This is a genomic window from Methylobacterium sp. J-070, from assembly GCF_022829385.1.
GTDB lineage: Bacteria > Pseudomonadota > Alphaproteobacteria > Rhizobiales > Beijerinckiaceae > Methylobacterium.
The window spans coordinates 48,995-63,199 of record NZ_JAKSXX010000291.1 but is presented as its reverse complement, the minus strand read 5'-3'; the positions used below and the strand labels follow the sequence as shown (position 1 = coordinate 63,199).

General features: G+C 67.5%; 9 protein-coding genes. 2 read left to right on the top strand and 7 right to left on the bottom strand.

The genetic code is table 11. The annotated features are described in order from the left end of the window. Position 1 precedes the first annotated feature (1 nt). The 7 genes from MKL01_RS33715 to MKL01_RS33685 all read right to left on the bottom strand — a co-directional run bounded on the left by MKL01_RS33715 (position 2) and on the right by MKL01_RS33685 (position 11,318). Positions 2–1,309: an MFS transporter gene (locus tag MKL01_RS33715; protein WP_243909523.1), complete on the bottom strand. Its 1,308-nt coding sequence runs from the start codon at positions 1,307–1,309 to the stop codon at positions 2–4. A 35-nt stretch (positions 1,310–1,344) separates the two neighbouring features. Continuing rightward, on the bottom strand, positions 1,345–2,727 hold the full coding sequence (locus MKL01_RS33710) for a 2-hydroxycarboxylate transporter family protein (protein WP_243909522.1): 1,383 nt from the start codon (positions 2,725–2,727) through the stop codon (positions 1,345–1,347). A 321-nt stretch (positions 2,728–3,048) separates the two neighbouring features. Then, positions 3,049–4,650, bottom strand: coding sequence for a porin (locus tag MKL01_RS33705; RefSeq protein WP_243909521.1), 1,602 nt, complete (start codon positions 4,648–4,650; stop codon positions 3,049–3,051). A 674-nt stretch (positions 4,651–5,324) separates the two neighbouring features. After that, positions 5,325–6,914 carry a porin gene (locus MKL01_RS33700; RefSeq protein ID WP_243909520.1) on the bottom strand — a complete coding sequence of 530 codons (1,590 nt, stop codon included), beginning with the start codon at positions 6,912–6,914 and terminating at the stop codon, positions 5,325–5,327. Positions 6,915–8,274: 1,360 nt separating this feature from the next. Then, entirely contained in the window at positions 8,275–9,924 is a 1,650-nt protein-coding gene (locus tag MKL01_RS33695) for a porin (RefSeq protein ID WP_243909519.1), read from the bottom strand. Positions 9,925–10,347: 423 nt separating this feature from the next. Next, positions 10,348–10,713, bottom strand: a complete 366-nt coding sequence (locus MKL01_RS33690; RefSeq protein WP_279605067.1) for a winged helix-turn-helix domain-containing protein — start codon at positions 10,711–10,713, stop codon at positions 10,348–10,350. Further along, on the bottom strand, positions 10,710–11,318 hold the full coding sequence (locus MKL01_RS33685; protein WP_243909518.1) for a HupE/UreJ family protein: 609 nt from the start codon (positions 11,316–11,318) through the stop codon (positions 10,710–10,712). The genes MKL01_RS33690 and MKL01_RS33685 overlap by 4 nt, the downstream gene beginning before the upstream one ends. 342 nt (positions 11,319–11,660) lie before the next feature. On the opposite strand from MKL01_RS33685, the gene MKL01_RS33680 reads away from it, so the two are divergent. Beyond that, complete coding sequence (locus MKL01_RS33680; protein ID WP_243909517.1) at positions 11,661–13,163, top strand: ABC transporter substrate-binding protein; 1,503 nt, start codon at positions 11,661–11,663, stop codon at positions 13,161–13,163. Between the two features lie 13 nt (positions 13,164–13,176). Then, the gene (locus tag MKL01_RS33675) at positions 13,177–14,121 is read left to right on the top strand and encodes an ABC transporter permease (protein ID WP_243909516.1); all 945 of its coding nucleotides are present in this window, start codon (positions 13,177–13,179) and stop codon (positions 14,119–14,121) included. The last annotated feature ends 84 nt before the right edge of the window (positions 14,122–14,205 follow it).

The following is a 14,205-nucleotide window of genomic DNA, read 5'->3' as shown; positions in this document are numbered from 1 at the left end:
GTCAGGCGTGGGCGGGGACACGCTCGATCTGCGGGCGCCCCCGGAACAGGGCCAATGTCGCGACGATGCCGCAGGCGGCGGCCGCCATCAGCCAGTAGCTCGGCGCCGCCCGGTCGCCGGTCTTCTCGATCAGGACGGTCGAGACCATCGGGGTGGCGGTGCCGAACAGCGCTGTGGCGAGGCTGTAGGCCAGCGAGAACCCGCTCGCCCGCACATGCGCCGGCACGACCTCGGACAGCGACACCACCATCGCGCCGTTGTAGACGCCGAAGAAGAACGAGAACCACAATTCGACGGCGAGCATCTTGGCGAAGGTCGGATCGACCACGAGCCAGTGCAGGGCCGGGTAGGTCGTCAGCAGCGACAGGATCGAGATCGCGAGCAGCACGGGCTTGCGCCCGACCGCGTCCGAGAGCGCGCCGCCCACGGGCAGCCAGAGGAAGTTGGTGATCGCCACGCACAGCGTCACCATCAGGCTGTCGGCCTCGGTGAGCTTCAGGACGGTCCTGCCGAAGGTCGGGGTGTAGACGGTGATCATGTAGAAGGTCACCGTCGTCATCGTCGTCAGCATCATGCCGAGCAGCACGATCCGCCAGTTGGCCGCGACCGTGGTGAGGATCTCGCGGGTCCCGGGGTGATGGGTGCGCGCGGCGAAGGCCTGCGTCTCCTGGAGCGAGCGCCGGATGAAGAAGATGAACGGCACGATCAGGCAGCCGATCAGGAACGGGATCCGCCAGCCGAAATCGCCGATCTGCTGCTTGGTCAGGAGAGCGTTCAGCCCGTAGCCGATCAGGGCGGCGAACAGGATCGCCACCTGCTGGCTCGCCGACTGGAACGACGTGTAGAAACCGCGCCGCTGGGGCGTGGCGATCTCGAACAGGTAGATCGAGACGCCGCCGATCTCGACGCCCGCCGAGAAGCCCTGGAGCAGGCGGCCGGCCAGCACGATCAGCGGGGCCGCGAGACCGATCGTGTCGTAGCTCGGGCAGAAGGCGATCAGCACCGTGCCGCTCGCCATGATCGCCAGGGTGACGATCAGGCCCTTCCGGCGCCCGATCCGGTCGATGTAGGCGCCGAGCACGATCGCCCCGAGGGGGCGCATCAGCGCCCCGAGCCAGAACGTGCCGAAGGTCAGCAGCAGCTCGGTGGTCTCGTTGCCCGACGGGAAGAACGCCTTCGCGATGGCGCTGGCGTAGAACCCGAACAGGAAGAAATCGAACATCTCCAGGAAGTTGCCGCTCGTCGCGCGGAGGATCGCCCCGATCCTGGATTTGAGGGTCGCCTCGACGGCACCGGGATCACCCACCATGACGCAACCCTCCCCGCAACGCTCCCGGATGCCGGTCAGGCACCGATCCATTTCATCGCGATGATCGTCCCGGTCACCGTGAGGGCGCCGCCGATCCGGGTGGCGATCTGGGCGAACGGCATCAGCGCCATCCGGTTTGCCGCCGTCAGGATCGCCACGTCGCCGGTGCCGCCCTGGCCGCTGTGGCAGGCGTTCACGATCGCGGTCTCGATCGGGTACATCCCGAGCCAGCGCCCGACGAAGAACCCCGTGGTCATCAGCGTCACCACGGTCGACACGATGGTGATCAGGTTCACCAGGGTGAAGGCCGCCATCAGCTCGTTCCAGGGCGTCAGCGCCACCCCGATGGCGAAGAGCAGCGGGTAGGTCATGGAGACCTGGACGAACTTGTAGACCACGAAGCCGCCGGCCTGCAGATGGGGCGAGACGGCGCTGGCGAGCTTGGCGAAGACCGCCAGGAACAGCATCGCCACGGGGGCCGGCAGGCCGACCAAGTGATGGGCCATGACGCCGAGCAGGTAGAGGGTGATGGCGGTCAGGCCCGCGGCGCCGATCGTGGCGGCGTCGATCTGTCCCCGCGCCGCCTCGGACTTGGCCTGCGCGTCGCTCGATTTCATATCCGTCGCATCCGGCTGGAGACGCCCCTCGCCGGTGAGGTTGGGATAGCGCTTGCCGACGTAGTTGAGGGTGCCGGCGAGGACGATCGCGGTCAGCGATCCGAGCATCACCGGCGGCAGCACCTGCGCGAAGACCACCCCCTGCTGCTGGCCGAGGATCGCCGCGTAGCCGATGGAGAGCGGGATCGCGCCCTCTCCGACGCCGCCGGCCATGATCGGGACGACGATGAAGAAGAAGGTCTTGTACGGGCCGAGGCCCAGCGCCGTGCCGACCAGGGTGCCGACGAGGGCTGCCGCCACCGAGCCGATGCCCAAGGGCGCGAAGATCTTGAGGAAGCCCTTGATCAGGACGTCGCGATCCATCCCCAGGATCGAGCCGACGATGATCGTCGCGATGTAGATGTAGAGGAAGTTGGTGAACTTGGTGAAGTCGATGATCGCCTTTTCCATCTGCGGCGGCACAAACTTGTAGTAGACGAGCGCCGAGGGGATGAAGGTCGCGAAGATCGCGCCGGCGCCGATATTCCGGAGGATCGGGATCCGCTTGCCGATCTCCGCGCAGGTGAAGCCGCCCATCACCAGGACGGCGATCATGGTCGGCCCATCCGGCTTGATCTCGCCTTCCTGGACCAGGACCACGAGCAGGATCGCCACGATGATGTAGACCGGGAGCGGTATGATGCCGATCTTCAGGTCGACCAGGCGCCACCAGCCCTCGGGCCAGAACCGGGCGGCGCGGCGCTCGGCGATGGGTGTCTCGGCCGGGGCCGGCACGGGACTCGTCGAAGCGGTACTGGTCATCGTCTTCCTCCGGACTTCCGACCACGCGCGGGCTCTTCCGGCCTTCGCCGCGCGGACCGGGACGCCCCGACCGTCGCGACCCGGGCCGCGCGGTCGGCGGAGATAAAGTCGCCTCCGGCGTATCAGCGCCCGCACAGGGCGGCAACGCGGACCGGGGAACAAAGCGCGCGACCTGTATGGGGGACAGGGATTAGGCGCGCATGCCGGTTTCGACATGCGGAGCGCCCACATGACACGGCCCGGCACGGGGCCGGGCCGAAGACATCGCGCCGCGCCGGGCCGGGGCGGGGCGGGACCGGGATCCCGCCCAAGCCTGTCACATCAGAAGTCGCGCTGAACGCGGAAGCGGATATGCGTCATCGAATCCTGAGTCGCGGTGCGCGGCACGAAGGTGCCGTTGTTGATGCCGGCGACGTTCGCGTAGGCGGTCGGGCTCTTGTCGGAGTCGATTACCCGGCCGCTCCGCACGCCGACCTGGGTGTAGAACGCCTCGACGCCGATATCGAGATCGGTCACCGGCGACCAGATGAGGCTTGCGCCGATCACGTACTGATAGGTGTCGCGCAGGGCCTGGCTCAGCTGGTAGAACCGGGTGCCCGGCACGCCGACGGCGTTGCTTCCGAACGCGGCAGCGCTGCTCGAACTCACGACATTGTAGAGCGCACCCTGGGCCAGACGGGCGCCCGCAGAGAAATCCTGCTCGCCGTAGGAGCCGAAGACGGCCGAGCGCCATTCCGGCGACCAGTAATGCAGGTACGACGCGACCGCCGAGAAACTGGTCGAGGTCTGGAGCTGACCGGTGAACGGGTTGATCGACGCGTCGGCGAAGTACTGTTCGAACTTCTGGGTATCGAAGCCGGTGTTGGACTGGCGGTAGCAGCCGGCGACCATGCAATAGCCGGCATAGGTCTGCGCGCCGTCGGCGTAGGCCCCTTGCAGATAGAGGGCATCCCCCGGTGCGATCGACGGCAGGTTGATCTTCACGCCGCCCTGCACGGCCCAGCCCTGCACCGTATTGGCGTGCCGGATCCCGGTCAGCACGCCGCCGGTGCCCGCGGTCGTGGCGGTGCTGAGGTTGCCGACGTCGATCTCGTGCGTGGCCGCCGACAGCTGGGCGGATCCCCAGGACTGATCGATGCGAAGGACGCCGACGAAGTCGGGCAGGCGCGAGCGCTGGACGGTGTCGACATTGCCGTAGCGGGACGGCACGCCGTCGGTGTAGCCGACGAAGACGGGCGCAACCGGGACCGATGGCCCGGTCGGCGCGAAGACCGGCGAGCGGGTATAGAGCGGATCCTCCATCGACAGGGTCGCCGACAGGCCGGTGTCGAAGGTGCCCGTGTAGGCGAGCAGGTTGGTGGACGCGTTGTCCGAACCTGAGGTCGCGCCGTAGAACTCGAAGTCGTGGGCGTAGAAGTCGTAGAACGACGACGCGCGGCCGGCGGTGAGGCCGGCGAACTGGATGAACGCCTTGTCGACGTTCACGTATTGCTGCCCGCGGCCGGCCTCGTCGACACCGGTGGCGCCGTAGGCCTGGCCGATGCGCAGCATCGTCCCGGAATGGATGACGCCCGTGCGGGCAGCGGCGTCGAGGCGCACGAAGGCGCGCAGGGTGCCGTAGGCGGTCTGCGTGCGGGCATCGAGGTTGAAGCGCAATAACCCCCGGTATCCCGAGGTGTCGCCGCTGGCGCCGGGCTGCCGGCTGGACGAGGTCTGGTAGGCCCCTTCGTAGCGGGCGCGGCCGGAGACGCGCAGGCAGGTGTCGGTGCCGGGAATGTAGAAGAAGCCGGCACCGTAGGCGGTGCAGACGCGGACGTACTCGATGGGAACCGCCTTCTTGACCGGCAGGTCGGCAGCGTGGGCGGCACCGAGGGACGCAAAGACGATTGCAGACCCGAGCAAGGAACGCTTCAGCGATGTCATCAAGACCCCCGATAATTATATCATTGGACGAATAAGATGACGGCTTCATCGGTCAATCGATGTAATCTTCATCTTCATATCGATCGAAACCGATACAACTTCAAAAAATCCAAATCATCTTTCGAACATCATTTTGCAATGCAAATTTCTGCCAACAATGCGATATTTTGTGACTAAGCGCGTAACTTTCATCTTGTTTCTGAACAGCAACTGGCAATATGCCCTTTTTAATGACCGCGATCTATGCTCGAAAACCGTGCTTTTAGTATGCAAAAATATTTCTGCTTATCTTCAATATATGTAGTCGGTTCGTTTTTTAGCTCGCAGGATCGCTGAATGTTGCGGTCGAACAAGAGCAAAACGGCAACCCATCGCCGGCAAGATTCGAGCGCCGTTTGGCACGGCCGGCTCGGCGCGTTGCCGTCGGCGAATCGCGCGATCCGTCCCGCCGCGTGCCAAGCCGCGCCGCGAGCCGCACGCGAACGCGCGTCCGGCCCTGTCCGCGTGGCCCGGAAGAGCCTTTAAGCGAGGATCGGGGCCGCGCGACCGAGGACGAATGGCCGGTGAGTCAGAGCCCGCGCTGAAAAAAGAGGACCGGCGCAGAGCCGAGCCTCGGAAGTCGTCTTGCACGGGGGCCGACGCCGAGGTGGAAGTCCCGGCGCCGGCGGTTCGGGTCAGAAGTCGCGCTGGACGCGCAGACGGAACGTGGAGACCGAGTCCTGGGTCGCCGTGCGAACCAGGCCGCCGGCATTGATCTGGCTGACCCGGCCGTAGGCACCCGGGTCCTTGTCGAGGTCGATCGCTCGGCCGCTCTTGAGGCCGATCTGCGTGTAGTAGCCTTCCACGCCGATATCGAGGTCCCTGACCGGCGACCAGATCAGGCTCGCGCCCGCCACGAACTGGTAAGTGTCCCGCAGCGCCTGGCTCAGCTGGAAGAACCGCGTGCCCGGCAAGCCGACGGTGTTGTTACCGGTCGCGCCCACGACATTGTAGAGCGCACCCTGGCTCAGGCGCGATGCCTTCCCGAAGCTCTGCTCACCGTAGGAGCCGAACACGGCCGAGCGCCATTCCGGGGTCCAGTAGTGCAGATACGACGCGACAGCGGTGAAGCTCTGCGAGGTCTGGAGCTGGCCGGTGAACGGATTGATCGTCGCGTCAGAGAAATACTGAACCAGCTTCTGACCCTGGAGGGTGGACGCGCTCTGCTGATAGGAGCCGCTGAACGCGGAGTACCCGGTGTAGAGTTGTGCGCCATCGCCGTAGGCGCCCTGCAGGTAGAGGGCATCGCCCGGCGCGATGAACGGCGTGTTGACCTTCAGACCGGCCTGCGCCGCCCAGCCCTGGACGCTGCGGGTGTGGGCGACCGCGACGTTGGCACCGGCGACGGGTGTCGTCGCGACGTTGCCGACGTTCAACTCGTGGCTCGCAGCCGACAGTTGTGCGGAGCCCCAGGCCTGATCGAGCCGCAGCGCGCCGACGAAATCGGGCAGGCGCGAGCGCTGCACGGTGTCGATGGTGCTGGTGGCGATCGGATATCCCCGGGCATTGTAGGTTACGTAGACGGGAGCGACGGGGGTGCCCGGGCCGGTCGGCGCGAAGACCGCGGTGCGCCGGTAGAGCGGGTCTTCGACCGACAGCGTCGCCGACAGGCCGTTGCCCACCGTCGCCGTGTAGGCGAGCAGGTTGGTCGACGCGATGTCCGAACCGGCGGTGGCACCGGCGAACTCGAAGTCGTGGGCGTAGAAGTCGAAGAACGACGAGGCACGACCGGCGGTCAGACCGGCGAACTGGATGAACGCCTTGTCGACGTTCACCTGCTGGATGTCGCGTCCGTTGCTGTCGACGCCGGTGCCCGCAAAGGCTTGGCCGATGCGCACCTGCGTGCCGGAGGTGCCGACGCCGGAGTACCCGGTGCGGGCGCCGGCATCGAGGCGCACGAAGGCGCGCAGGGTGCCGTAGGCGGTCTGGGTGCGGGCATCGAGGTTGATGCGTAGCCGGCCCTGGTAGCCCGACGTATCGCCGCCGTTCGAACCGGCCTGACGCGACGTGCTGACCATGTAGCCGCCCTCGAACCGGGCGCGGCCCGAGATGCGCAGGCAGGTGTCGGTCCCGGGGATGTAGAAGAAGCCGGCACCGTAGGCGGTGCAGACACGGACGTACTCGATCGGAACCGCCTTCTTGACCGGCAGGTCGGCAGCGTGGGCGGCACCGATCGCCGCGAACGCGGCGGCCGACCCGAGCAAAGAGCTCTTCAAGAGCTTCATAATCATCTCCAAGACTTCAAGACCGGAAATTGCACGTCGATCAGTGATTTACCGCTTCGGCGTGCCGTTTATTTTTTTAATTATTCCATTCTTCCGCGGAAACCGGAGACGTTATGCTTTCCGACATCCGCTGAGCGCAACCAAGCTCTTCGGTTCGATCGGATTCATCAACTCGGATTTTATCTCTTGCAGACGATCAACGATCTATGTTGCCGATGCGCGACAAGAAATACGGTTTTTCAAGATAAAAATTGATCATTTGAAAATAATAATGGTTCCAGTTCGATGGAACTGCGCATAGATCCAGCGAGTTTTTCTCAGTCATCTACCACTATGCGGTGAGAATTTGAAAATTATACTTGCAGGACGGGGAACGAGCGAACGCGCCGAAGATTTGCCGGCCCTAGACCGGAGGAAGCGCGGCACGGCGCAGGTCCGGCACGGCGAAGCCCCTGCGTCCGACAGGTGGCATAGGGATCAGCGGCCGAATCAGAAAACCGGGCGGCGTGAGTCGGAATCGGCACCGCCTACCCGAGCGGCACGCCGGCGACGCTAGCCCCCCTTTACCGCGACGCGGGTCAGTCCCGCGGCCGGGACTTGAACGCGGCGGCGCCATGCCTGTCCCGCGTCGGCACACAGACCGCCGGCGGTCGGCCCCAAGCGGGCTCCGCCGAGGCCGACGCCGAACTGGCACGGGAGACCGCATTCAATTGCAGGCGTGGAGCCGGCTGCGACGGCAAGGCGATCGGGCACAAATCCGGCGTCGGAGCCGCAGGGTCCCGCACGGCCGCGGTCTGCCCCTGCGGGTCGGCCACGCTCGTTCCTGCGGCAATCGCGGGTCGGTCGCCTTCCCCTGAGAGGTGACGGCACGCCTGCGCCCTGAACGAACCGGCATCGGATGCGGTTCGCCGCCGCGTCCATGGACAGCGATCGCGCGCGTCGGACGCATCCCACCCGGGACGCCTCGGTGGCGACGCGCTCGGGGCCAAGGGGGTCTTCCTTGTGCCGGAGGGCGCTCCCGGCGCCGGCGGGCGCAAGGCGTCGCCCCGCGTGGCGTCTCGGTCGGCGACGGTCTGCAATTGGCGGGCGCGGCGGTGTTCTGGGGCGCGGGGCGCCGGCCTCGGACGCGACTTCCGAAGCCGGCCTGCGATCCCGCACCGGATCGCGTGGCGCCGGCGCGCAGGGACGCGCCGGAGCAAAGTTGCTCAAGCCTGAGCGGTCGCAGCGGCGACGGCCCCACGGCGCGCTCCGGGCCAAGATCGGCGCGCAACGAAAAAGGCCCGGCGCGATGCCGGGCCTCGATAGACGTTGCGCACAGGGTCCGGCGCCGGGACGAAGGTCCCGCCGCCGGCGTCTCGGATCAGAAGTCGCGCTGGACGCGGAAGCGGACCTGCGAGACCGAGTCCTGCGTGGCGGTGCGCGGCACGTAGGTGCCGGCATTGATCGCCGCGACGAGGTTGTAGGCACCGGGGGCCTTGTCGAGGTCGATGGCCCGGCCGTTCTTGAGACCGATCTGCGTGTAGAAACCTTCCACGCCGATATCGAGGTCCTTGACCGGCGACCAGATCAGGCTCGCGCCCGCCACGAACTGGTAGGTGTCCCGGAGCGCCTGGCTGAGCTGGTAGAACCGGGTGCCGGGCACGCCCACCGCGTTCGTGCCGAAGGCGGGGCTGCCGGTGATGCTGCTGGTGAGGCCGTAGATGGCACCCTGGGCGGCACGCGCGCTCTGCGAGAAGCTCTGCTCACCGTAGGAGCCGAAGATGGCCGAGCGCCATTCCGGGGTCCAGTAGTGCAGGTACGACGCGACAGCGGTGAAGCTCTGCGAGGTCTGCAGCTGGCCGGTGAACGGGTTGATCGTCGCGTCCGAGAAGTACTGAGCGAACTTCTGGCCCTGGATGGTGGTCGTGCTCTGGATGTACGAGCCGGTGTAGTTGGAGTAGCCGGTGTACAGCTGGGCGCCGTCGCCGTAGGCACCCTGGAGGTAGAGGGCGTCGCCAGGCGCGATGAACGGCGTGTTGATCTTCAGGCCGCCCTGAACCGCCCAACCCTGGGTGTTCTTGGTGTGCGCCGGAACGAGGATCGGACCGGTACCGCCACCGCCGGCATTGGCGGCGCTCGACAGGTTGCCGACGTTCAGCTCGTGGGTGGCGGCGGAGATCTGCGCGGAGCCCCAGGCCTGGTCGAGGCGCACGACGCCGACGAAGTCGGGCAGTCGCGACTTCTCGATGCTGTCCTCCAGCCCGTAGCGGCCGGGACCGACGAAGATCGGGGTCGGCTGGACGGTGATGCCGAAGTTCGAGGCGCTGCCGGTGGAGACGGTCGGGGAGACCGCGAAGGGCGAGAAGATCGGGGTCCGCCGGAAGATCGGATCTTCGATCGAGATCGTGGCCGACAGGCCGTTGCCGACCGTCGCCGTGTAGGCGAGCAGGTTGGTGGAGGCGATGTCCGAGCCCGCGGTGGCGGCGGCGATCTCGAAGTCGTGGGCGTAGAAGTCGAAGAACGACGAGGCGCGACCGGCGGTCAGGCCGGCGAACTGGATGAACGCCTTGTCGACGTTCATGAACTGCGAGCCGCGGCCGAACTGGTCGGTGCCGATGGCGGCGTAGGCCTGGCCGATGCGCTGCTGCGTGCCGGACTGACCGACGCCGGAGTAGCCGGTGCGCGACCCGGCATCGAGACGCACGAAGGCGCGCAGGGTGCCGTAGGCGGTCTGGGTGCGGGCATCGAGGTTGATACGCATCCGGGCCTGGTAGCCCGACGTGTCACCGATATTGTTGCCGTACTGGCGCGAGTAGCTGGTCTGGTAGCCGCCCTCGAACCGGGCGCGGCCCGAGATGCGCAGGCAGGTGTCGGTACCGGGGATGTAGAAGAAGCCGGCACCGTAGGCGGTGCAGACACGGACGTACTCGATCGGAACCGCCTTCTTGACCGGCAGGTCGGCGGCGTGCGCGGCACCGATCGCCGCGAACGCGGCGGCCGACCCGAGCAAAGAGCTCTTCAAGAGCTTCATTGACATCTCCAAAGCTTCGAGACCCGATGATGCGGACGTGCCCGGTTGACCGGGTCTGGCCGCACGTTCTGTAGGTTTGGCCTGCGTCTTGAGCGGCAGGCTCCTGCGGGCTCTCGCTTGGCGATGCCCCCGTGCACCGACACCATGTGCGAACGGGTTGTGGCCGGCAACGAGGATTCGCGTCAGCCTTGGCTGTTCCGATGCGATGTTGCCCTCTGGCAACAATTTCGGGGTCTATTGGCCGGAAATCGGCTCGGCGGCAGCGCCGGATGGCAATCCGGAGCGCGAATTCGGATCCGTCTTCGGGTGTGAATATCCCGGCGCCGATCCGGCGCGGGCCGGCCGATTCGAGCTTGGACCGGGCACGTCGGAAGCGTCGGCCCGCAGAAGCGGCCCGGCGCCGTTCCCACCCCGCGGGGGCGATCACCCGGTGCGGCCGAGCTCCGCGAGGATCGGCGCGACAGCGGCCTGCGCGGCCGCCTCGGCGGCCCGGTACCGCGCCACCACTTCGGCGCCGAAGGCCGAGAGTCGCGCGCCACCGCCGGACCGGCCGCCGATCTGCACGTGGACCACCGGGCATCCGAAGCCGGTGTTCATCGCCTCGACAAGGCGCCAGGCCCGCCGATACGACATGCCCAGCGCCCGGCCGGCGCCCGAGATGGAACCGTGCGCCGCGATCATCTCGAGCAGGCGGACCTTGCCGGGCCCGAGGCGGTGGTCCGGGGCGAGATCGATGCGGATGCTCAGGCGTGGGGCGTTCCCGGCGGGCGGGTCGGCCGCCGCGCTCAGGCCGGCAGCGCCAGGAGGGCGAGGCCCGCCGCCGCGAGGGCGGCCCCGAGGGCGGCCGGAGCGCGGGTTGCGCCGATCCGCGTTGCGCCGAGACCGAGCCCGAGACCGGCCGCGTGGAGAAGCGCCGTCGCCGTCAGGAAGCCGAGGCCGAAGGAGAGGCCCGAGGCGGTCTCCGGCATCTCGATGCCGTGGGCGTAACCGTGGAACACCGCGAAGATTCCGACGAGGGCGGCGAGCAGCGCCACCGGCGCCCGCAAGCCGACGATCGCCGCGACACCGAAGACCACGATCGAGAGCGCGATGCCGGTCTCGGCGTAGGGTAGCGCGACGCCGGTCATGCCCAGCCCTGCCCCCGCGCTCATCAACGCCAGAAACGACGCCGGCAGCAGCCAGAGGGCCCTCCCGCCCCGCAAGGCCGCCAGCAGGCCGACCGCCACCATGGCCAGGACATGGTCGGCGCCCATCAGCGGATGCAGGAAGCCGGTTTCCGCGCCCATCGCGGCGCCATGGCCGGGATGGGCGAGGGCCGCCTGCGGAAGCAGTGCGAGCGCGGCCGGGAGCACGGCCAAACCGGCGGCGCGGGGGGCTGAAAGCAGGCGCTTCATGAGGGTTCCTTCACTCGCTCCAACCAGATGTAGCGCCCTTCCCGCGGCTCTGCGAGACCCTCGCGCCTGGTTGCCGGGTCTTCGCCGGCCGGCGCGCCGTCGCAGGGCACCGCCTCCATGCACCTGAGATCGAGGGGCTTCGCGTCGGGCATCCGTCAGGACCGGCGGGCTGCGGGCCGCCCGATGGCGACCTGCGCGATGAATACAAAATGCGGCCCGAACATCTGGCATGGATGCTGCCTGGGATTGTGCATGCCAGCGCGGCGCGCGACAGTGCCGCCCGCCTCAGGGGCGGCCCGGCCGGCCGCCTCCCGCTACTTTCGCCTGCACCCGGACGGTCTCATGTTGCGTCTCGCCGCCTGCCTCCTCGCCGGGATCGCCCTGCACGGGATCGCCTGCGCCGGCCCTGCGGCGGCTCAGACCCTGCGCTACGGGATGATGGAGGATCCGGACGCCCTCGACCCGACGCTCGCCCGCACCTTCGCGAGCCGGATGGTGTTCGCCGCCCTGTGCGACAAGCTCGTCGATATCGGGCCCGACCTGAAGCCGGTGCCGCAGCTCGCGACCTCCTGGGAGCTCGCCCCCGACGAGAAGGCGCTGACCATGCATCTGCGCCCGGGCGTGCTGTTCCACGACGGCGAGAAGCTCGATGCCGCCGCGGCCAAATACACGATCGAGCGGCACATGAAGTTGCCGGGCTCGCAGCGCCGCTCCGAGATCGCGCCGATCGGCTCTGTGGACGTCGTCGATGACCTCACGTTCCGGATCAACCTGAAGCAGCCCTTCGCGCCGCTGCTGGCGCAATTCACCGACCGCGCCGGCATGATGATCTCGCCGAAGGCCGCCGAGCGGCTCGGCGACAAGTTCGCGTCCGCGCCGGTCTGCGCCGGGCCCTACAAGTTCGTGGAGCGGGTGCCGCAGGACCGGATCGTGGTCGAGCGCTTCCCCGACTACTGGAACAAGGGCGCGATCCACATCCAGCGGATCGAGTTCCGGCCGATTCCCGACGCCACCGTGCGGCTGACCAACCTGCGCGCCGGGCAGCTCGACCTGCTGGAGCGGCTGGCCCCCACCGACGTGGCGCAGGTGAAGCGCGACGCCAAGCTGAAGCTCGAATCGACCTATGAACTCGGCTTCCTCGAGGTCCTGTTCAACCCCAACAAGGCGGGGTCGCCGGTCGCGGACCCGAAGGTGCGGGCGGCCTTCGAGGCGGCGCTCGACCGCAACGCCATCAACCAAGTGGTCTACAACGGCGAATTCCTGGCCGGGAACCAGTGGGTCAACCCGAAGAACCCGAACTACGTCGCCGAGTACCCGATCCCGAAGCGCGACGTCGCCAAGGCCAAGGCGCTGCTCGCCGAGGCCGGCAAGCCGAACCCGCAGATCACGCTGACCGTCTACGCCGACAGCGACTCGCCGCGCACCGGGCAGGTGATCCAGGCCATGGCCAAGGAGGCGGGCTTCGACGTGAAGATCCAGGCGGTGGACTTCACCACCGCGCTGGATGCCGCCGACAAGGGCAATTACGAGGCGCAGCTCTATTCCTGGAGTGGCCGCTCCGACCCGGACGGCAACACGTTCAGCTTCCTCGCCTGCAAGGCGGCACTGAATTATCCGAAATACTGCAGCCCGGAGGCCGACGCGGCGCTCCAGGCGGAGCGCGGGACGGTGGATCCGGCCAAGCGGAAGGCCGCCTGGAAGGCATTGGCCGATCAGGTCCTGAAGGACCGTCCGGGGATCTACATCCTGCACCGCAAGCTGCTCTGGGCCTACAGCCAGAAGCTCACGGGCTTCGTGCCCTACCCGGACGGACTCGTGCGCTTCACAGGCCTGAAGCTCAACTGATGCTGCGCTCCTGATGCTTCGTTTTCTGGCCCGACGCCTCGCCCTGGCGGTCCCGACCCTCATCCTCGCCTCGATGATCATCTTCGCCCTTCAGCAATTGCTGCCGGGGGACGTGGCCACCGCGCTCACCGGCGAGGAGCGCGACCCGCAGGTGATCGCCTTCATCCGCGAGAAGTACCACCTCGATGAGCCGCTGCCGGTGCGCTACGGCTACTGGGCGGGGGGCGTCCTGCGGGGCGATCTCGGCGATTCGATCCGCCTGCAGAAGCCGGTCTCCGAGTTGATCGTCGAGAAGCTGCCGGTGACGCTGGAACTCGCCTGCCTGGCCATGCTGGTGGCGCTCGCCATCGGCGTGCCCATGGGGGTGCTGTCGGCGGTGAAGCGCGGTCAGACTGCCGACACGGTCGCGAACGGGATCGCTCTGTGGGGCCTGTCGGTGCCGAATTTCTGGCTCGGGATCCTGCTGATCCTGCTGTTCTCGGTGGAGCTCGGCTGGCTGCCGGCCTCGGGGTACGTCTCGCCCTTCGAGAGCCTGTCGGAAAACCTCGCCGCCATGGTGATGCCGGCCTTCGTTCTGGGCAACGCCATCGCGGCGGTGATGATGCGCCACACCCGCGCGGCGATGCTCGGCGTGCTCGGCTCCGATTACGTCCGCACGGCCCGCGCCAAGGGGGTCTCGCCGCTGCGCGTGACTTTGCGGCACGCCCTGCCCAACGCCGCGATCCCGATCATCACCCTGGGGGCCCTCGAATTCGGTCAGCTCCTGTCGGGGGCGGTGCTCACCGAGCAGGTCTTCTCCGTGCCGGGCTTCGGCAAGCTGATGGTCGATGCGGTGTTCAACCGGGACTTCGCCACCGTCCAGGGCGTCGTGATCTGCACCGCCGCCACCTACATCGCCCTGAACCTCGCCGCCGACCTGCTCTCGGCGGCCGTGAACCCGAAACTGAGGCGGGCATGAGGGAAATGATTTCCCGCGACGCCCTCCCTCCCCCCTCTGCGGGGGACGGAGGCCCCCGAAGGGGGTCGGGAGAAGGGAACCCGG